Consider the following 20247-nt stretch of genomic DNA (forward strand, 5'->3'; position numbering starts at 1 on the left):
TCATGGTAAAAGTGGTACTTGTATTCCCATATAAGACCGTGGATGATGGACGTTACATATTTTTTAAGGAGAGCATGATGGCGAGCATGGCACGAGCACAATTTGTTTGGGACGATGTATTGTTATTACGAGAGCAGTTGACGGATGAAGAACGCATGGTATGGGATACCGCCACGGCCTACGCTCAAGACAAGCTCAAACCACGGGTACTGAATGCGTTTCGGAATGAGTCCACAGACCCCGCCATTTTCAAAGAAATGGGTGAGCTGGGCTTGTTGGGCGCGACCATCGCCCCTGAATACGGCGGTTCTGGTCTGAATGATGTGTGCTATGGTTTAATTGCCTATGCGGTAGAGCAAGTGGATTCAGGGTATCGTTCGATGATGAGTGTACAAAGCTCATTGGTGATGGTGCCGATTGAGGCTTTTGGTACAGAAGCGCAAAAACAAAAATACTTACCTCGCCTAGCCACAGGTGAGCTCGTTGGTTGCTTCGGCCTCACCGAACCGAACCATGGCTCAGACCCTGGCAGCATGCAAACCCGTGCAAAAAAAGTCGATGGCGGTTATGCCTTAAGTGGTCAAAAAATGTGGATTACCAACTCACCCATTGCCGATGTCTTTGTGGTTTGGGCAAAAGACGATGAGGGTGATATTCGTGGCTTTGTGCTGGAAAAGGGTTGGAAAGGGCTGACCGCCCCTGCCATTCATGGCAAAGTCGGACTGCGCGCCTCGATAACAGGTGAAATTGTCATGGACGACGTGTTTGTGCCTGAAGAAAATGCCTTTCCTGATGTGCGTGGTTTGAAAGGGCCTTTCACGTGTTTGAACTCTGCGCGTTATGGCATTGCATGGGGCGCGCTGGGTGCGGCCACCGATTGTTGGCACACAGCGCGGCAGTACGTACTTGACCGCCAACAGTTTGGTCGTCCGCTTGCCGCCAATCAGTTGATTCAAAAAAAATTGGCGGATATGCAGACCGAAATCACTTTGGCTTTACAAGGTTGTTTGCGTCTCGGTCGCCTCAAAGAGCAAGGAAAAGCTGCGGTTGAAATCACATCCATGATGAAACGCAACTCGTGCGGCAAAGCACTCGACGTTGCCCGTCTCGCACGCGACATGCTCGGTGGCAATGGCATCGCAGATGAGTTTGGTGTCGCCCGTCACTTGGTCAACCTAGAAGTGGTCAACACTTATGAAGGCACGCATGACATTCACGCTTTGATTTTGGGACGCGCACAAACAGGCATACAAGCCTTTTTTTAAAAACGATTATTTTAAAAGCGACAATAAATGCGGGCATCCGTTCATCGAGTCGCCGCAAGAAATCTGTCCCATTGGGTTACGTTTTGCCAAAAGCCAAAACAGGCGATTGGCAAAACAGCTATAATCAAAAGTTATATCACAACTCGAAAAAGAAAAACTTATGAATCACACCACTCATTTTGACACCCTCATTCATGCCCGTTGGCTGGTCACTATTGAAAAAGACAACGAAGTGCTTGAGCACCATACACTGGCCATTCGTCACGATAGCATTGTCGCCATAGTCCCCACCGCCGATGCGGCTGAATGGACGGCCGATGAGGTCGTCAGTTTAAGTGAACATGTGCTGATGCCTGGCATGGTTAATTTGCATGGGCACAGTGCCATGACGCTGTTGCGAGGCTATGCCGATGACCTGTCTTTGATGGACTGGTTACAGAATCACATTTGGCCTGCAGAAGGTCAGCACGTCAACCATGATTTTGTACGAGACGGCAGCCTGATTGGCATGGCAGAAATGTTCCGCTCTGGTACGACCACCATCAACGACATGTATTTTTATCATCAAGCCGTTGCAGAGGCGGCTCAAACCGCAGGCATGCGCACGCTGGTGGGCGCATCTATTTTAGAGTTTCCAACCAACTACGCAAAAAATGCGGATGAATACATCCAGCGCGCCATGGCTGAACGAGAGGCGTATCTCAATGACCCACTCATCACGTTCACGCTCGCCCCGCATGCGCCCTATACCGTGTCGGATGACACGTTCAAAAAAATCGTCCAACTGAGCGAACAACATGACATGCTCGTGCATTGTCACATTCATGAAACCGCACAAGAAGTGAGCGACAGCCTGAAAGAGCATGGTCAACGTCCTTTTGCTCGTTTACACAATCTGGGCGTGCTCAATGACAAACTCATCGGCGCGCACATGGTGCATCTGAATGATGAAGAAATAAACCTCGCGGCCCGCCTTAAAGTGGCAGCGGCGCACAACCCCTCATCAAACATGAAATTGGCGTCAGGTATTGCGCCCATCCAAAAAATGTTGGATGCAGGAATGACCGTTGGCATTGGTACGGATGGTGCCGCCTCAAACAACAAGCTCGATATGTTCGCCGAGACCCGCTCCGCTGCACTGCTCGCCAAAGTGGGCACGCTCAATCCGCTGGCTGTTCCAGCCGCAACCGCTTTACGCATGGCGACCTTAGAAGGCGCAAAAGCATTGCATCTGGACGACAAAATTGGCAGCCTCAAAGTAGGTAAACGCGCAGACCTCATTGCAATCGACATGGGCAGCCTTGAAACATCGCCGACTTTTAATGTGGTTTCTCATCTTGTTTACAGCGCAGGTCGAGAAAATGTCACGCACACATGGGTCAACGGTCAGTGCGTCATGCGTGCGCGTGAGTTGACCACGTTAGATGAAACCGCATTAAAAGCCAAGGCGCATGAATGGCGTCAGCGCATTCAATAAACCCATAAACGCATGTGATAACTGAATGCAATAGCAAAATGCAATAACAAAATGTTGATGTGTATCCAATCATTAAAAAGCCCCGTGTGTTGCGGGGCTTTTTAATCACCATTGGGCTTGCATTGGGTTTGGTTGTCCCCGCTCATTGCAGACGATTGCCTTGACTTACATGGCATGCACTGCCAAAATCATTGCATTCATAACTCAGCGAAAGCACAGGCATGCGAGCGATTATTGTCGGTTACGGTTTGGCGGGACAGGTGTTTCATGCGCCATTGTTACGCGCGGCGGGTTTTGAGGTCACGGCGATCGTGGCTCGAGATGCTCAAAGGCGCGCGCATGCGGCAGCGGATTTCCCTCACGCCCTTTTATGTGATGATTTGACTCAAGCTTTGAGTCAAAGCGCGGCCGAGCTTGTCGTCCTCGCCAGTCCAACGGCGACGCATGCACCGCTTGGGATTGAAGCCCTCGAAGCAGGGCGGCATGTCGTGATAGACAAGCCATTTGCAGTGAATCAAGCCGAAGCCGATGCCTTGATTGAGGCTGCACAGCGAGCTGAAAAACTGCTCATTCCCTTTCAGAATCGTCGCTGGGACGCTGATTTTTTAACCCTAAAAACGCTGATGGACGAGCAAAAGTTGGGGCCGATTATGCGATACGAAGCGCGTTTTGACCGCTTTAATCCGATTGTAAAAGACCGCTGGCGTGAACACAATATTGAAGGCGGCGGTTTGCTCTACGACTTGGGACCACATCTTGTCGACCAAGCACTACAGCTCTTTGGCGCACCTGAGTGGGTGTTTTGTACTCAGCTCATGCAACGGGATAATGCTCAAACGGATGATGGGTTTGAATTGATTTTAGGTTCATCACGCACGGACTATCCCTATGTTGCACTCGGTGCATCGATGTTTTCACCTGACGGCATACAGGCCGCGCCACGTTTCAAAGTCAACGGTCGCCAAGCCACTTGGCTAAAACATGGTTTTGACCCACAAGAAACGCGTTTACGCTCAGGCGTGATTCCAACGCAAGACGATTGGTGCAGTGAAGTGGATGAAGCACGCGGCTTCTTGATTGATGGCACTACGGGTGAGGTTAGTCGCACGGCTGCGGGCATAGGCCAATGGCCTGTTTTTTATAAGCACGTCCGAGCCGCGATGTTGGGCGAGGCCCGTGCGCCCGTTTTGGCGACACAAGCCCGATGGACATGCGCCGTCATAGACGCGGCGCGTGAAAGTGCCCGCAATGGGCAACGGGTATATTTGACATAAAATGTTAGGTAAAAATAATAAAAACCGAACCATTCAGTTCGGTTTTTATGAGGTTGGGCTTTTATTTAAACGCATCCGCCTCAACCAGTCGACCCACTTGCCCCATGCAGATTGCGCATTGACCTTTTAAGATTAAGTCACCATGCTCGGATTTCCCCGTGGCATTAAACATGACCGTATTGTTGCGACAATGGGTACAGTAGACGTTGCTTAGAATGACTTTCTTTGTGTCAATCGGTAACAAGCTCCACAGCTGAGCGGCTAAGGGCGTGAATTTGGGCAATTTGAGAGTCATATGCTGATGCTATCTGGTATTTTTAATTGAATTTTACCCCCCAACTTAGTTACATTTAGCAGTAAAAAAAGCAGGGATTAGTGCGAATCCACTCACTGCATTTACGGCACATCACCGATTGCAGAGTGAGCAAGTGCGTTATTGTAAGTCCAAAGTCACTGAGACGCAAAGTTCAATTGACCTGCTCGGTCAATGTCTTGGGTTGAATCTACTCTTTCGTGCTTACAAAAAAGCCTTGGACTACCGACTCTGTCGTCCAAGGCTCTTGCAATTGTCGCTCTCAACTGTCTGTCGATATGCGCATTTTTAAATGCAGATATTGTTACTCATATTGACTCATAGGGATGCAAGCGCAGAACAAGTTTCTATCGCCATATACATTGTCCACGCGCGCAACGGGAGGCCAGTACTTGCGCGTGCGCAAAGAGCTGACGGGGAAGGCGGCTTGCTCGCGTGAGTACGCATGCGTCCATTCGTTGCCGCACACCACGGTAGCGGTATGCGGGGCATGCTTAAGTGGATTGTCTTCGGGGCTGAGTTCGCCGCGCTCCACCTGAGCAATTTCTGCGCGAATGGTTGCCATTGCTTCAATGAAACGGTCCAATTCGGCTAAAGGCTCGCTTTCTGTTGGCTCAATCATCAATGTCCCTGGCACAGGAAAACTCATGGTCGGCGCGTGAAAGCCAAAGTCCATCAGACGCTTGGCGATGTCGTCAACGGTAATGCCCGCCGTGTCTTTGACGCCACGCACATCAACGATACATTCATGAGCCACCAAACCACTTTCAGCTGTGTACAAAATTGGGAAATGCTCGGAGATGCGTTTGGCTAAATAATTGGCGGATAAAATAGCGACTTTTGAAGCTTCGGTTAAGCCCGCCGCGCCCATCATGGCAATGTACATCCATGTGATTGGCAATACGCCTGCGCTGCCATAAGGTGCGGCAGACACCGCGCTGATGCCGTTGGCATCACGTTGGTAACCCACAGCATTCAGGTTCGGTAAAAATTCAGCCAAATGCGCAGCGACACAGACAGGGCCAACACCGGGGCCGCCACCGCCATGAGGAATGGCGAAAGTTTTGTGCAGATTTAAATGAGACACATCGCCGCCGAACTCACCAGGGGCGCATAAACCGACCATGGCATTCATATTCGCACCGTCCACGTACACTTGACCGCCATGCGCGTGAATGATGTCGCAAATGTCCGTGATGCTTTTTTCAAATACCCCGTGCGTCGATGGGTAGGTAATCATCAAAGCGGCGAGATGGTCGCTGTGCTGTTCGGCTTTTGCTTTCAAATCCGCCACATCAACGTTGCCGCGTTCATCGCACGCAACCACAACCACACTCATGCCAACCATCGCGGCAGACGCAGGGTTCGTGCCATGCGCCGATGCGGGAATCAAGCAAATGTTACGGTGCGACTGCCCACGGCTGGAGTGGTATTTTTGGATGATGAGCAAGCCCGCATACTCACCTTGCGAACCTGCATTCGGTTGTAAGCTTACGGCAGCGTAGCCTGTTGCCGCGACCAACATCGCCTCAACTTCATGAATCATCGCGCGATAACCGACTGTTTGGCTATTGGGCGCAAAAGGGTGAATCTGGCTGAACTCGGGCCACGTCACAGGCAGCATTTCCGAAGTCGCGTTCAACTTCATCGTGCATGAACCCAAAGGAATCATCGTGCGGTCAAGCGCGAGGTCTTTGTCGGATAAATCGCGCAAATAACGCAACATGGCGTGTTCAGAATGATGCGTGTTAAATATAGGATGGGTCAAAAACGCAGATTGGCGTTGTAACGCCGCAGGAACGGTATTCTCATCCAACGGAGCCCATGTCGCACCGAATAATTTAAGCAACGCTTGAGCATCCGCAACAGTGGTCGTCTCATCCACCGACAGGCCGACATGTTCAGCATCAATCGCCCGCAGGTTAATTCCAGCCGCCTGCGCCGCTTGATGCAAGGCCGATGCGTCGTTCACCTTCAAGGTCAACGTGTCAAACCAAGTGCCGTTCACCACGCTCACACCCGTTGATTTCAACGCCGTGGCAATAGAAGAAGTCATGTGATGCACACGTGCACCAATTTTTTTCAAACCATCCGCGCCGTGATACACCGCGTACATGCTCGCCATAATCGCAAGCAAGGCCTGAGCCGTACAAATATTAGACGTCGCCTTGTCGCGGCGGATATGCTGCTCGCGGGTTTGCAATGCCAAGCGCAAAGCAGGCGCACCTTGTGCATCCACCGACACACCCACCAAACGACCAGGCATCGAGCGTTTAAACGCATCACGGGTTGCCATAAACGCAGCATGAGGGCCGCCGAAACCAAACGGCACGCCAAAACGTTGGGTATTGCCAATCACAATATCCGCACCCCATTCGCCAGGGGCTTTGAGCTGCGTGAGCGCGAGCAAATCCGACGCGGCGATCACCGCCTTGCCTTGCTCATGAGCCTTTTGAGCCAGCGCACTGTAATCCATCAACGCGCCACTGGCGGCGGGATATTGTACGAGCACCGCGAAACAGTCATTCGTCAACGACTCATCGATATTAGCGACCACGCGCACCTCAATATTGAGCGGCAGCGCACGGGTTTGAATCACCTCAAGCGTCTGCGGGAAAATATCTTCCGAGACGTAAAACACATTCGACTTCAACTTGCTGTTGCGCATTGCTAAAGTCATCGCCTCCGCCGCCGCCGTCGCTTCATCGAGCATCGACGCGTTGGCAATGTCCATCGCGGTCAAATCAATAACCATTTGTTGAAAATTCAACAAGGCTTCCAAACGCCCTTGAGAAATTTCAGGCTGATACGGCGTGTAAGCCGTATACCAAGCTGGGTTTTCTAACACATTGCGCAAAATCACCGCAGGCGTGTGCGTGCCGTAATAACCTTGGCCGATGAAGCTTTTAAAAACTTTGTTTTGTGCCGCATGTTCACGCAAGCGAGCCAAAGCGGACTCTTCCGAGAAGCCCGAGCTGAACTCGCCTAACGTCATGTCGCTGCGGCGGATGTTGTCGGGCACAACGGCGTTGATGAATGTGTCTAACGACTCAAAACCCAGTGCTTTGAGCATATGGGCTTGGTCAGTGGTGGATGGGGCGGTGTGGCGGGTGGGGAAAGTGGTTGAGGTCATGGTTAAATTTCCTTTTGATTTTGAAATTCGGTATAAATATCTAGTAGCTCGTAAAATAAACGGTTTTGCTCTTTATTATCCAGAGTAGGTTCATTGCTTTTAATATTCAACTTCGTCTTTGAAAAGCTAAGGAAGTCTTGTAATTGATTTTCTGATTCAAAAACTGGAATATCAAAATTTTGAGAAGAAGTGACTCTGTTCAGGTTTTTAGAGTCGTCTCTATCCTTGAAATGATTGAGCATGAAATTGTGAAAACAATATTCGAAACTATCTTTTAAATAATAATAAATTCGTCCACTGCCAACCGCCGACCAATCTGGGTTGACGATGTTTTTTTTGCCACCATCAAAATTGCAGCACACACACTGGAACAGTTTTGTGTTGTGATAGTAAAAAGTCCAGCAGTAAGTGTTATTGCCTGACGTGTATGAATAACCGATTTCACCTCTTGCCCACTCCAGTGTCTCGCAGCCTTGTTCTGCAAATGCCTCTGTACTTTGAATGGTGAATTCAGGATGATATTTATAATAGAATTTGCCCTCATCATCGTGAGCCCAGTTTTCGGCATCATTCAAATAAAGTCGCAATTTCTCCAAAGGGGGCTGGGTTAAGCCGAAACGTTCTCTCCACATTTGCTCAATTTGTTTTGAGTTTGCGGATGAGTTTTGCGGGGTGTTGCTGTCCATTACTCGCGAGTAGATGTGATGAGCACGTATGACGACTTGTTTCGAGGGCTGTTTTGGCTCTGTTATGTCTTTGGTTATGTAATATGGCTTGTGTGGCTGATTTTTGATTGTCAAAACGTCAATCTCTTTGTCGTCGTATTTGATTGATTTTAAAGAAATATCTGGGTAAAGTTGGTCAGAGAATGACTGGGCTCTAAACGTGTCAATAAGTTGCGCTTGTGTTTTCCTGTTTTTGCTAGGAACACCAATGACTTCGCCGCTGTTGTTGACGCCATAAATTAAAAAACGGTCGCCTTGATGCTCGGTATTCGCTAGACAAATAATGTCGTGAATTAATTCTGCATTGTTTGCGTGATGAGACTCTTTGAAGTCCCAATATTGCCCTTCTTTTTTGCTATTAATCAACTCTTTAATTGTGTCTTGAAGTTCCATTGTTTTGCCAAATATAATGTGCCTAAATTTTTAGGTCACAATAAACGTTTTGTGAATGCCTCACTGCAGTTTCAAAAAACCTCGTCATTGCGGGCTTGACCCGCAATCTCCGTGTATCGGGAGATGCCGTGTCGAGCACGGCATGACGCCGTTTAGAGTTGACATGATGCTGTTTAGGTTTGACATGACGCGGATTGGGGTAGGCGCTGCTTGATGCGAGCTAGGTACGGCGCGACGCGGGGTTGGTACCATATGACGCATAGTGTGTTTTCACTGCATCAATATATTCTTGTGTCACACCAATCGAATCCGCCAAGTCCAGCCAATTTGGGTTCGTTGTCTCAATCAAGTCATTTTTCCATGCTCGTTTCCAGTTTTTCAGCTGCTTTTCTCGTGTAATCGCATCAATCATTGCATTTGTCGATTCAAAATACACCAATTTATCGACGTTGTATTTTTCGGTAAAGCCTTTTTGAATCTTGGCTTTGTGTTCTGCGACACGGCGCGTTAAATCGTTGGTGACGCCGATGTAAAGCACCGTGTTGTGTGTATTGCTCATTAAATAAACGTACGCCATAGTTGCCTTGGTTGGGGAGATTGCGGGTCAAGCCCGCAATGACTCGTGTGCAGTCATGACGAGGGTTTCATTTAACCATTCTGTGCTTCGTAATCCGCTTCACTCAACAGACCATCCAACTCAGCCGCATTGCTCGGCGCGATTTTAAATAACCATGCGTCATACGGTTTTTCGTTGACTTGTTCGGGCGTGTCGGCAATCGCATCGTTGCGCGCGGTGATGGTGCCGCTGATGGGGGCGTAAATGTCGCTGGCGGCTTTGACTGATTCGACGACGGCGACGTTTTCAGTGGCGTTGACTTGACGGCCAACTTCGGGCAATTCGAGAAAAACGATGTCGCCAAGTGCTTCTTGTGCGTGGTTGGAGATGCCTACAGTGACGGTGCCGTCGGTTTCGAGGCGTGCCCATTCGTGGCTGGCGGCGAATTTGAGTGTGCTCATGTTGTTGCTCCTAAAGGTAGGGTGGGCATCGCCCACCGTTGTGAATGTGTTTTGCTTGTACAGGCTGTGTATTGCCTGTTGCGCGAATCGTGTGTTTGTGGTCAGACCGCGATGATTTTACCATTGCGTACAAATGGCATTTTTACTACTTTTGCGTTGAGTGCTTTGTCGCGGATGATGACTTGTACGGTGTCGCCAATCGTCACGCCCAGCGGCAGGCGGGCAAAAGCGATGGATTGTTGCATGGTCGGGCTGAATGTGCCGCTGGTGGTTTCGCCTTCACCGTGGGCGGTTTTGACGGTTTGGTGACTGCGCAGAATGCCTTTGTCTTGCAAAATCAGACCGACGAGTTGCGCGGTGGCACCGTGGCTTAATGCGGTTTTACCGATGAAGTCGCGCTCGGATTGTAAATCGACGGTCCATGCCAAGCCTGAGTTGAGCGGGTTGACTGTTTCGTCCATGTCTTGACCGTATAAGTTCATGCCTGCTTCGAGGCGCAGTGTGTCTCGTGCGCCTAAACCTGCGGGGCGAACGCCTTGTTCGGCGAGTTGTTGCCACACGGTCGCTGCGATGGTGGCTGGTACGGCGATTTCAAAACCGTCTTCGCCTGTGTAACCTGTACGCGCGACCATCCATTCACCATGTTCGTGTTCGATACGGGCGGCGTTGAATGGTTTGAGCTGTTCAGATGGGGCTTGTGTGAAAGGGAATGCGGCCCAAACTTTGGCGCGGGCATTCGGGCCTTGAACGGCGATGAGTGCAAAATCAGGGCGCGGGTTGATGTTGAGTCCAAACTCGCCGACGGCGTTTTGTTCATTCAACCATTCAATGTCTTTGTCGGCCGTGCCCGCGTTGACCACGAGGCGAAAGAAGTCTTCGCTGAAATAGTAGACGATGAGGTCATCAATTACCCCGCCTTCTGGGCGCAGCATGCATGAATATAAGGCTTTGCCTGAGATTTGGAGTTTATCGACGTTGTTGGCAAGGAGGTAGCGTAAAAAATCACGCGTTTTGTCGCCAGTGATGTCGACCACTCGCATGTGCGAGACGTCAAACATGCCCGCATCGCCGCGCACTGCATGATGTTCTTCGATTTGCGAGCCATAGTTGACGGGCATGTCCCAGCCGCCAAAGTCAACCATGCGTGCATGTGCAGCCAGGTGAGTGGAGTGTAAAACTGTTTGTTTTAAAGCAGAAATAGCAGAAGTCATGAGGTGGCATCCCGGGAAAGTCTATACGGCGTAGACTTGTTTTTAAAATCCCGTTCTGTCCTTGATACCTGAGAGATTGTGGCAAAACGATGTTTTGCGCGCCCCTTCGGTGGTCGGCGACATGCAACGTTGACGTGATGTGCGACGCTCTCCAGAATAATATAAAGCTGCTTGCTAGTCCTTTTGCCTGAGAGTTTTTGGGTGTTCACCTTCGGCGACTGTCCTTTATTTTGCTTGGACAATTCTCTCCTAACAAGAGGCCACACTTTACGAGTAAAAGGAGTGAAAGTCAAGAAAGGCAAATCAAGCCTAATTAAGATAAACAGGTTGGATTCGTTTATATGTGGCTTGTCAGGCATGCGGTAGAGATATGATAGGGATATGATATGTCTTAAAAAAAATAGCTGATAAATCGTGAATATTCAGACACAACCGCTTTTAATCGCTTTTCGTTCTTTGTTTGTGTTGTGGCTGCTTTAAAAATTTAAATTAGAGCTGTAAAATTTGATGAAATCAGGCAAGAATTCATGTACGATTCAAAAGTTGCAGTGTGTAAAACATATTTTAATCACAATATAAAACCAGATTAAATCCTGATGAAAACCACGGCTTAATCAATTGACACCAAAGGAGTTTCACATGAAGAAGAATATTTTATTACTTTCAGCTTTTGCTGCATTGACCTTGGCCGCTTGCGGTGCTAAGGATAAAAACAAAGATGCAGCATCTGATGCTAAAGCCGAAGGTCGTCGCCCAGCGATTATTTTTGATGCGGGTGGCAAGTTTGATAAATCATTTAACGAATCAGCTTATAACGGTGCGGAAGCCTTTAAAAAAGAAACGGGTAAAAGCTACATGGATTTTGAGCTGAAAAACCCAACGGAGCTTGAAGGTGTTTTGCGTAAAATGGCGCAACGTGGGGGCGACCCTATCGTGACATTGGGATTTAATAGCTCTGAAGCCTTGGGCAAAATTGCCAAAGAGTTGCCCAAATCAAATTTTGTACTTGTCGATTCAGAAGTGAAAGAACCTAACGTAAAGTCAATTTTGTTCCGTGAAGAAGAAGGCTCATTCGTGGTCGGTGCATTGGCGGCGATGAAATCTGCTTCTGGTAAAGTTGGTTTCATTGGCGGGATGGATATTCCTGTGATTCGTAAGTTCTCTTGTGGTTTTGAACAAGGCGCGAAATACGTTAATCCTAAAGCTGAAGTCATCGCCAGCACGGTCGGCACGACGGGCGAGGCTTGGAACAATCCGACGAAAGGTGGCGAGTTAGCAAAAGCGCAGTTTGACCGTGGTGTGGATGTGGTTTTTGCTGCTGCAGGTGGCACGGGTAATGGTGTGTATCAAGCGGCTAAAGACAACAAAAAATTCGCGATTGGTGTAGACAGCAACCAAAATCACCTTTTTCCTGGCACGATGCTCACCTCAATGGTTAAACGCGTTGATGTGGCTGTGAAAAAAGCCTTTACTGATGCAGCCTCAGGCCAATTTGCGGGCGGTACTGTGTCATTGGGCTTGGCTGAAAATGGTGTGGATTGGGCAGATGATGAAAATAATAAGAGCTTAATCACTGCAGATATGCGCACTAAAGTGACGCAAATCAAAAAAGACATTGTGGATGGTAAAATTAAAATCGCTTGCGACGGTAAATAAGCCCGCCCACTTACAATGAGCAAAAGCCAATTCGTTGGCTTTTGCTTTATTATTTTATGAATCTAAAAATAGTAATGACGTTTACCTTAAAGTAATGCCGATAAGGCATTGCGAGGGGCTGCGTCGTTCAAACAATCTTTATATTTGAGGTCAGGGCTGCTGTTGACCTTAGGTTTTGAATATACTCGGAGCTGCGATGTCCAATACACTAAAACAAAAATCATCCGAGGCCATGGCTGTCGAGATGCGACACATCAACAAACGTTTTGGAGCGGTGTGGGCAAATCGAGATATTGATTTATCAATTCCTAAAGCGACCATTCACGGCATTATTGGTGAAAATGGCGCAGGTAAATCAACGTTGATGTCTGTCTTATACGGATTTTATGAAGCTGATTCAGGTGACATTTTAATTAATGGGCAGGCGGTACGAATCGCTAATTCAACTCAAGCCATTGCCAAAGGCGTTGGCATGGTGCATCAGCACTTTATGTTAGTTGAGCCGTTGACTGCCTTAGAAAATATTTTACTTGGGGCGGAAGATTCATGGTCTTTGGACGCTTCTAAAACCAAAGCCCGTGAAAAGCTGGCGGCGATTTCAAAGCAATTTGGCTTGGAAGTGCCCTTAGATGAGCCTGTTGGCGATTTGGCGGTTGGCGTGCAACAGCGGGTGGAAATTCTTAAGGCGTTGTATCGCCGTGCCAATATTTTGATACTTGACGAACCTACGGGCGTATTGACACCACAAGAGGCGGATCAACTGTTTGATGTGTTGCGCGACTTGCGAGAGCAAGGCGTGACGGTGCTCATCATTACGCATAAGCTCCGTGAAATTATGGACGTTACGGACAATGTGTCGGTCATGCGCAGCGGTCAAATGGTCGCGCATCGCAAAACCAGTGACACCAGTGCTGAAGAGCTTGCTGAGTTGATGGTGGGTCGTCCTGTGGCTAAAGAGTTGCCGAAAGGTGCGACTGACCAGTCTCAAGTGTATTTGTCCGTTAAAAACCTGTCTTATACCGATGTCAAAGGCATTCAGCGTTTAAAAAACGTGTCGTTTGAATTACGCTCGGGCGAGATTGTTGGCTTGGCGGGAGTATCGGGCAATGGTCAAACCGAGCTTTTGAAAATTTTATCGGGTGAGATGCGCGGCACAAGCGGTACGATAGACTTCGTTGCCGATGGTCAACCTGAATATACTTGCCAAACGTGGCCACATCCCAAAGCGTTGCGCCAGCTTGGCGTGGCTCATATCCCCGAGGATAGGATTGGACAGGGTTTGCTGAAAAATTTCAGTATGGCCGAGTCGTCTATCTTGGGCTATCACCACGACGTTTCAATTGGCTCTCGTTTTACACTCAGCGTGCAAAAAATTCGAGACACGGCCTTGCGACTCATTAAAGCGTTTGATGTGCGCCCAGGCTTGCCTGAGATTCGTTCTGCGAATATGTCGGGCGGTAATCAACAAAAACTCATCATTGCCCGTGAAATGACGCGCGAACCCAAAGTGCTTTTGGTTGGGCAGCCGACGCGTGGTGTCGATATTGGCGCGATAGAGTTGATTTATAAAGAGCTGGTTAAGGCTCGTGATGCAGGAGCCGCGATTTTGGTGGTTTCGGTCGAATTGGATGAGGTACTGACCTTGTCGGATCGAATTTTGGTGATGAACCAAGGTCAACTGACGGGTGAGCTCAAAGCGGCCGATGCAGACCCTAGAACCATTGGCATGATGATGGCCAGTTCAGATGCGATGAAAGTGTAATCATGACAAATCAAAAACAACAAAAAATACCGCAGCATAAACAACACAACCAAGGCTTGCCTGTTTGGCTCACTGGGTTTGCCATCCCTTTTGTACAACTGATTTTGGCTTTCGGTTTGGCCTCTTTATTGGTGTTGGCGATAGGACAAAGTCCGCTGGATGTCATGACTGTTTTGGTGCGAGGTGCTTTTAATCTTGATACGGGTTTACCCTCTACGCTGTATAACGCCACCAGTCTGATTTTTACAGGGTTGGCTGTGGTGGTGGCTTTCCATGCGGGGCTGTTTAATATTGGTGGTGAAGGGCAGGCATATTTTGCAGGTTTGGGCGTGACGTTGGCATGTTTGGCGTTTGGTCACGTGCTTCCTGCGCCCTTGATGTTTATTGTGGCCATTATTGGCGCTTTAGTTTTTGGTGGGGCTTATGGGTTTATTCCTGGGGTCTTACAAGCCAAGCGCGGCGCGCATGTGGTGGTGACCACCATCATGTTGAACTACATCGTCTTTGCATTTATGAACTATGCGATGCGCTTTTGGTTGTCAAAAAGCGAAGGTTCTACCGACTCCGCTAACTTTGCTGAAAGTTCGGTTTTACCTCGACTTGCCGACATGATGCCATTTTTAGGTTTCTCGGATACACCCTTGAATTTTTCCTTTTTCTTGGCTTTGCTGACCGCTGGTTATGTGTGGTGGCTGATTTGGCGCTCGCGTTTGGGTTATGAAATTCGTGTGGTGGGGCAAAATCCTCAAGCGGCGGTGTATGCGGGTATTTCTGTTTCAAAGACCGTCATCTCGACCATGGTCATTTCGGGTGCGCTTGCAGGTTTAATGGCGGTCAATGTGGTCTACGGTGCGCAGGGCCGTTTGAGTTTATCGTTCACTTCTGGCATTGGTTTTATGGGCATTGCGGTTGCACTGATGGGGCGTAACCATCCCGTCGGCGTGGTGCTGTCCGCCTTGTTGTTTGGTGCGCTGGCGCAGGGTGGTTCGGAGATGCAGTTTGAATTACCTGACATCAGTCCAGAGTTTAATGTGGTGATTCAAGGTTTGATTATTTTCTTTGTGGCGGCATTGGATGGTTTGATTCGCAAACCGATTGAAGGCTGGTATCGCAATATGCAGGGGGCAAAATGAATGATTTAATTGTAACCATCGCCAATGTGATGGGAAGCGGTTTGCGCCAAGCCGTACCGATGATTTTAGTGGCTATGGGTGGACTGATTGCGGAGCGGTCGGGCACGGTTGATATTGGTTTGGAAGGTAAATTGCTGATGTCGGCGTTTGCAGGGGCGGCCACAGCGAGTTTAACGGGTTCGTTACCGCTGGCTGTTTTGGCTGCGGTGTTGGTATCCGTTGTGTTTTCGTTGCTGCACGGCTTTGCAACCATTAGCCAAAAAGGTGACCATGTGGTCTCAGGTTTGGCTATCAATGTATTGGCTTCGGGTTTGACGTTGGTGTTAGGGCAAGCGTGGTTTCAAAAAGGCGGGCAAACACCGTTGTTACCAGATGAATTGCGTTTTAAACCAATTGTATGGCCTGGTGTCGAGGTTGTGCGTGATGTACCTGTGATTGGGCCTGTGTACGAAAAAATCATTTCGGGGCACCATGTCTTTACTTATATTGCGATTGCATCGGTGTTTTTAACGGCCTTTTTGTTGTATCGCACGCGCATGGGCTTGCGTATTCGCGCGGTGGGAGAAGAGCCGAATGCGGTTGATACGGCAGGTTTATCCGTGGTGCGATTACGCTATTTGGCCTTGGTTTACACGGGTATCATGTGTGGTTTAGCGGGCGTTGCTTTGTCGATGGCGCAAAATGGTGGCTTTGTGCGTGAAATGAGTGCGGGTATGGGCTTTATGGCATTGGCTGCGGTTATTTTTGGCAAATGGCGTCCTTGGCCTGCTTTTGCTGCATGCCTGTTGTTTGGTTTGCTTGGCGCGTTGTCTGACCGTTTGCAGGGTGTGCCGCTGTTTGGGGTGTCCGAAATTCCTTCGCAGGTGTTTAGTGCGATGCCGTATGTATTGACGATAGTCTTGTTGGCCAGTTTTGTGGGCAAGGCTGTGGCACCGAAGGCGATTGGCCGTCCTTATGTGAAGGAACGTTGAAATGGCGCATATTCTTAATTTTGGTTCGATTAATATTGACCATGTGTATCAAGTTGAGCATTTTGTCCAGCCAGGTGAAACGTTGTCCAGCCGTGCATATAGTAAAGGCTTAGGTGGCAAAGGTTTGAATCAAACGGTGGCTTTGCAACGCGCGGGAGCCTCTGTGGCGCATGTTGGTCATATTGCCGCTGATGATGGGTGGTTGAACAAAGAGTTGGTGGCGTTACAATTGAATATGGATTGCATTCAAGGTGTTGCTGAGGCCACTGGGCATGCGATTATTCAAGTCAATCAAGAGGGTGAAAACTGCATTCTGTTATATGCAGGCGCAAATCACCAGATGACGGCATCTGAAATTAATCAATATTTGGATGATGCGCAGGTTGAGTGGGTTTTGTTACAAAATGAAACCAACGCGATTGAAGACATTATCCGCATGGCTCATGCACGTGGTAAAAAAATCATTTTTAACCCCGCACCGTGTCACGCGGGTTTGGCTAATTTGCCATTGGAATATGTGCATACCTTGGTCGTGAATGAAGTGGAAGCGATGCAGTTGTCGGCAATGAGTGATGTTGAGCAGGCACTCGAATTTTTGTCTAAAAAATGCAAAAACGTGGTCTTGACGCTAGGTGGTGATGGTGTGCGTTATCAAGGCGAATCAGGCGAGTTACGTGTTGACGCTCAAAAAGTTGAAGTCGTCGATACCACCGCAGCAGGTGATACTTTTATTGGCTATTACCTCGCCAGTCTGTCAAAAGGCATGACCGTAAAAGCTTCTTTGGAGCGAGCGAGTCAAGCGGCCGCGCTGACGGTGACCCGCTTGGGAGCGGTGGTGGCGATTCCATTTGCACACGAAGTGGATTAAAAATTTATTGCCAAAAATCTGTTACTCAAGCATGGCAACTTTTAAATGAATAACGAAATATTTTCGTATCTTAATTTTATTTAGGGAAAAAATATGACACAAAAAACAAAAATCATCATTGACACAGACCCTGGCGTTGATGATGCGCTGGCGATTGCATTTGCAGTATTGCACCCAAATTTAGAATTGTTGGGGTTGACCACTGTATTTGGTAATGTTTCAGTTGAACAATCGACTGTTAATGCAGGTTATTTGTTGGACCTATTAAAAGCCAAGCACGTGCCTGTCGCTAAAGGTGAAGGCGTGCCGTCGGTGCAGAAACCGCACAGCTTTCCTGATTTTGTACACGGTAAAAATGGTTTTGGTGACATCGCTGTTAATTACCCTGCCGACTTTAAACCTGTTGACATGAGTGCGGCTGATTTCATTATTAAAACAATTCACGAACACCCAAACGAAGTGGTTTTAGTGCCAATTGGCCCTTTAACCAACATCGCGTTGGCATTGCAAAAAGACCCAACGATTGCCCATAAGGTAAAAGAAGTCGTCATCATGGGCGGAGCAGCCCATGAAAAAGGCAATGTGTCGCCAGGAGCAGAAGCCAATATTTGGAATGACCCACACGCGGCACAAGTGGTTTTTGAAGCGCCATGGAAAGTGGTGATGGTTGGCTTGGACGTGACTTGGAAAACCATTATGCCAGACGAGCCGATGGCACGAATTGCTGAGAAATCGCCTGTTGTTGGTGGCTTTTTAAAAGAAATTTGCAAGTTTTATGCTAATTTTTATCGCACCGTGGGTGGGTTTGATGGCTTTTCATTGCATGACCCTGCAACAGTGATGTATGTGACCAACCCAGAGCTATTTGAAACAGAGCAAGGACAAATTGAAGTTGTACAAAGTGGCGCAGGCGCAGGTAAAACGTTTTTTGCGCCTAAAGGTGAGGTGTATGCCGAGGACTATTGGTCAAAGCGTGACAATGCGTTTGTGTGCTTAGGGGTTAACAAATCGGGCGTGTTGGCTTTGTTGGAAGACGTATTGAGCACTGGGCACTAAAATAGTTTAAGACCCATTCAAAAATAACTTAATCGAGAAGAATATGAGCATTCGTGTAGTTGATTATCGTGGCCCTAATGCAGCGGCTGAGTTTACAGAGTCCCTGCACGAAACGGGCTTTGGTGTGTTGGTCAATCATCCAATCGCCCAACCCTTGGTGCAGTCGATTTTTGATGAATGGATGACTTTTTTTAAGGGTGAGGATAAGTTTAACTTTGCCTACGATACCGAAAAGTTTGATGGTTATTTTTCAACAGAAGTGTCCGAAACCGCTAAAGGTGAAACAGTAAAAGACTTTAAAGAGTTTTTTCATGTGTACCCGTGGGGGCGAATTCCCGAATCTTTGCGTGCCAATGCAATGAGTTACTATGCGCAAGCCAGCACGCTGGCTGCCGAATTGTTGTCATGGGTTGAGCAATATACACCCGATGAGATTAGCCAATATTACAGCCAACCTTTGTCCACGATGATTGAAGGCAGCGCGCAGACCTTGTTGCGAGTGTTGCACTATCCGCCGCTGAATGGAACAGAACCCGCGGGTTCTGTGCGCGCGGCCGCACATGGTGATATTAATTTGTTGACGGTATTGCCAGCCGCCAATGAGCCGGGTTTGCAGGTTTTAGCAAAAGATGGGTCGTGGCTCGATGTGCCATGTGATTTTGGTATGTTAATCGTCAATATCGGGGACATGCTTCAGGAAGTGTCACGCGGCTATTTTCCAAGTACAATTCATCGGGTCATTAATCCTGCGAATGCAAGCAAAAACGTGAGTCGACTTTCATTGCCCCTGTTCTTACACCCAAAAGAAGATGTTCGTTTGTCGGAACGCCATACGGCACATTCGTATTTGTCCGAGCGTCTAAAAGAATTGGGCATGAAAAAATAATCCATCGATACATTTGATGGATATGAAAAAATATAAGAAATATATTGTAAAAATTAGACAGCATTGGTAACAAAATGAACGCATGTTCAATAAAAACCTGTTATCCATTATCCCTTGCTGGTAGAATACTTGCTTGAATTTTTACACGGTCAAGGTATTTACCGTGGTCGTGCTTAAGGAGTGGATGTTGAGTCCTCTGGTGAAAACAATACAATCAAATGTGGACGACAGCCCCGCTGTGACTGGACGTCATGGTTTGGCAGAATCGGTCACCGTGTGTTGGGCCACCACACAAGCAGAAGTTGAAGAGGTTCAACGGCTGCGCTATCAGGTTTTTGCCGATGAATTGGGCGTACATCTGTCAGGGCATAAGGGCTTAGATGAAGATAAATTTGACCCTTATGCTGAGCATGTTTATGTCCGTGACAATAAAACTGGGCAGGTCGTTGGCACTTATCGTGCATTAACCGCGCTCGGTGCAGCGCAATGTGGCTGGTACTCAGACCAAGAGTTTGACATTCGTGACTTATTGCGTGATAGCGAAAAAATGCTTGAAGTTGGCCGTGCATGTGTCCATAAAGATTATCGTAATGGCACGGTGCTAATGACTTTATGGAAAGCAATATTACAATTTGCTGCGAAAAATCAATTTGAGTTGATTCTGGGCTGTACGAGTGTGCCTGTTGCAAGCCATACACCTGCAATAGCTGATATTCATCAAATGCTGATAGAAATAGAAGCCATGAGCGATGAATATGCGGTGTCTCCACGTAATCCCTTTACCGCTCAGATGCAACCAGAGGTAGAGCAGGGTGTTAAACGAATATTGCCTCCGCTCTTTAAAGGTTACCTGCGTCTAGGTGCGAAAGTGTGTGGCGAGCCGACTTATGACCCCGATTTTCAGACGGCTGATTACTTAACTGTTTTGCGCCTGTCCAGCGTATCGCCACGCTATGTTAAGCATTTTGATTTGAGTTAAGCATTTCTTTGTCGAACACATGGACTGAATATAAAAAAGCCTTTCATTTTGAAAGGCTTTTTTATATTAACCGTTAAACTAAAACAGATGGATAGAGGGCTTATGATTGTAAGTATCTATCCATCATC

General features: G+C 48.1%; 17 protein-coding genes and 2 riboswitches. Of the genes, 11 read left to right on the forward strand and 6 right to left on the reverse strand.

All coding sequences use genetic code 11. The features are described from left to right. The first annotated feature begins 86 nt into the window (after positions 1–86). The 3 genes from DFR44_RS00700 to DFR44_RS00710 all read left to right on the forward strand — a co-directional run bounded on the left by DFR44_RS00700 (position 87) and on the right by DFR44_RS00710 (position 4016). On the forward strand, positions 87–1265 hold the full coding sequence (locus DFR44_RS00700) for an acyl-CoA dehydrogenase (RefSeq protein WP_211336868.1): 1179 nt from the start codon (positions 87–89) through the stop codon (positions 1263–1265). Positions 1266–1425: 160 nt separating this feature from the next. Continuing rightward, the gene (locus tag DFR44_RS00705) at positions 1426–2742 is read left to right on the forward strand and encodes a TRZ/ATZ family hydrolase (protein ID WP_133618783.1); all 1317 of its coding nucleotides are present in this window, start codon (positions 1426–1428) and stop codon (positions 2740–2742) included. A 221-nt stretch (positions 2743–2963) separates the two neighbouring features. Next, positions 2964–4016 carry a Gfo/Idh/MocA family oxidoreductase gene (locus DFR44_RS00710; protein ID WP_133618784.1) on the forward strand — a complete coding sequence of 351 codons (1053 nt, stop codon included), beginning with the start codon at positions 2964–2966 and terminating at the stop codon, positions 4014–4016. Positions 4017–4077: 61 nt separating this feature from the next. Here DFR44_RS00710 and DFR44_RS00715 read toward each other — a convergent pair whose 3' ends face one another. The 6 genes from DFR44_RS00715 to gcvT form a co-directional block, all read right to left on the reverse strand. Beyond that, positions 4078–4311 (reverse strand): hypothetical protein, encoded by a 234-nt coding sequence (locus DFR44_RS00715; RefSeq protein ID WP_133618785.1) that lies wholly within the window; start codon positions 4309–4311, stop codon positions 4078–4080. 322 nt (positions 4312–4633) lie between these two features. Further along, complete coding sequence (gene gcvP / locus DFR44_RS00720; RefSeq protein WP_133618786.1) at positions 4634–7462, reverse strand: aminomethyl-transferring glycine dehydrogenase; 2829 nt, start codon at positions 7460–7462, stop codon at positions 4634–4636. A gap of 2 nt (positions 7463–7464) precedes the next feature. Next, complete coding sequence (locus DFR44_RS00725; RefSeq protein WP_133618787.1) at positions 7465–8580, reverse strand: AlbA family DNA-binding domain-containing protein; 1116 nt, start codon at positions 8578–8580, stop codon at positions 7465–7467. A 220-nt stretch (positions 8581–8800) separates the two neighbouring features. Next, positions 8801–9157 carry a GIY-YIG nuclease family protein gene (locus DFR44_RS00730; RefSeq protein ID WP_133618788.1) on the reverse strand — a complete coding sequence of 119 codons (357 nt, stop codon included), beginning with the start codon at positions 9155–9157 and terminating at the stop codon, positions 8801–8803. Positions 9158–9228: 71 nt separating this feature from the next. Beyond that, positions 9229–9597, reverse strand: coding sequence for a glycine cleavage system protein GcvH (gene gcvH / locus DFR44_RS00735; RefSeq protein WP_133618789.1), 369 nt, complete (start codon positions 9595–9597; stop codon positions 9229–9231). Positions 9598–9698: 101 nt separating this feature from the next. Next, positions 9699–10796 carry a glycine cleavage system aminomethyltransferase GcvT gene (gene gcvT, locus DFR44_RS00740; protein ID WP_133618881.1) on the reverse strand — a complete coding sequence of 366 codons (1098 nt, stop codon included), beginning with the start codon at positions 10794–10796 and terminating at the stop codon, positions 9699–9701. A 57-nt stretch (positions 10797–10853) separates the two neighbouring features. Next, a riboswitch (glycine riboswitch) is annotated at positions 10854–10973 on the reverse strand. After that, a riboswitch (glycine riboswitch) is annotated at positions 10974–11070 on the reverse strand. A gap of 377 nt (positions 11071–11447) precedes the next feature. Between gcvT and DFR44_RS00745 the strand changes: the two genes are divergently transcribed. The 8 genes from DFR44_RS00745 (at position 11448) to DFR44_RS00780 (ending at position 20119) form a co-directional block, all read left to right on the forward strand. Then, on the forward strand, positions 11448–12464 hold the full coding sequence (locus DFR44_RS00745; protein ID WP_133618790.1) for a BMP family lipoprotein: 1017 nt from the start codon (positions 11448–11450) through the stop codon (positions 12462–12464). 196 nt (positions 12465–12660) lie between these two features. Continuing rightward, positions 12661–14226, forward strand: a complete 1566-nt coding sequence (locus tag DFR44_RS00750) for an ABC transporter ATP-binding protein (RefSeq protein ID WP_246012000.1) — start codon at positions 12661–12663, stop codon at positions 14224–14226. 2 nt (positions 14227–14228) lie between these two features. Beyond that, positions 14229–15359, forward strand: a complete 1131-nt coding sequence (locus DFR44_RS00755) for an ABC transporter permease (RefSeq protein WP_133618791.1) — start codon at positions 14229–14231, stop codon at positions 15357–15359. Next, the gene (locus DFR44_RS00760; protein WP_133618792.1) at positions 15356–16330 is read left to right on the forward strand and encodes an ABC transporter permease; all 975 of its coding nucleotides are present in this window, start codon (positions 15356–15358) and stop codon (positions 16328–16330) included. The genes DFR44_RS00755 and DFR44_RS00760 overlap by 4 nt, the downstream gene beginning before the upstream one ends. 1 nt (position 16331) lies before the next feature. Further along, positions 16332–17198 carry a ribokinase gene (locus DFR44_RS00765; protein WP_133618793.1) on the forward strand — a complete coding sequence of 289 codons (867 nt, stop codon included), beginning with the start codon at positions 16332–16334 and terminating at the stop codon, positions 17196–17198. 93 nt (positions 17199–17291) lie between these two features. Next, positions 17292–18254, forward strand: a complete 963-nt coding sequence (locus tag DFR44_RS00770) for a nucleoside hydrolase (protein ID WP_133618794.1) — start codon at positions 17292–17294, stop codon at positions 18252–18254. A 43-nt stretch (positions 18255–18297) separates the two neighbouring features. Next, complete coding sequence (locus DFR44_RS00775) at positions 18298–19140, forward strand: isopenicillin N synthase family dioxygenase (protein WP_133618795.1); 843 nt, start codon at positions 18298–18300, stop codon at positions 19138–19140. 199 nt (positions 19141–19339) lie between these two features. Further along, complete coding sequence (locus DFR44_RS00780) at positions 19340–20119, forward strand: GNAT family N-acetyltransferase (RefSeq protein ID WP_162845104.1); 780 nt, start codon at positions 19340–19342, stop codon at positions 20117–20119. Positions 20120–20247 lie beyond the last annotated feature (128 nt).

This window comes from Hydromonas duriensis (assembly GCF_004363775.1).
In the GTDB taxonomy this organism is placed as follows: domain Bacteria; phylum Pseudomonadota; class Gammaproteobacteria; order Burkholderiales; family Burkholderiaceae; genus Hydromonas; species Hydromonas duriensis.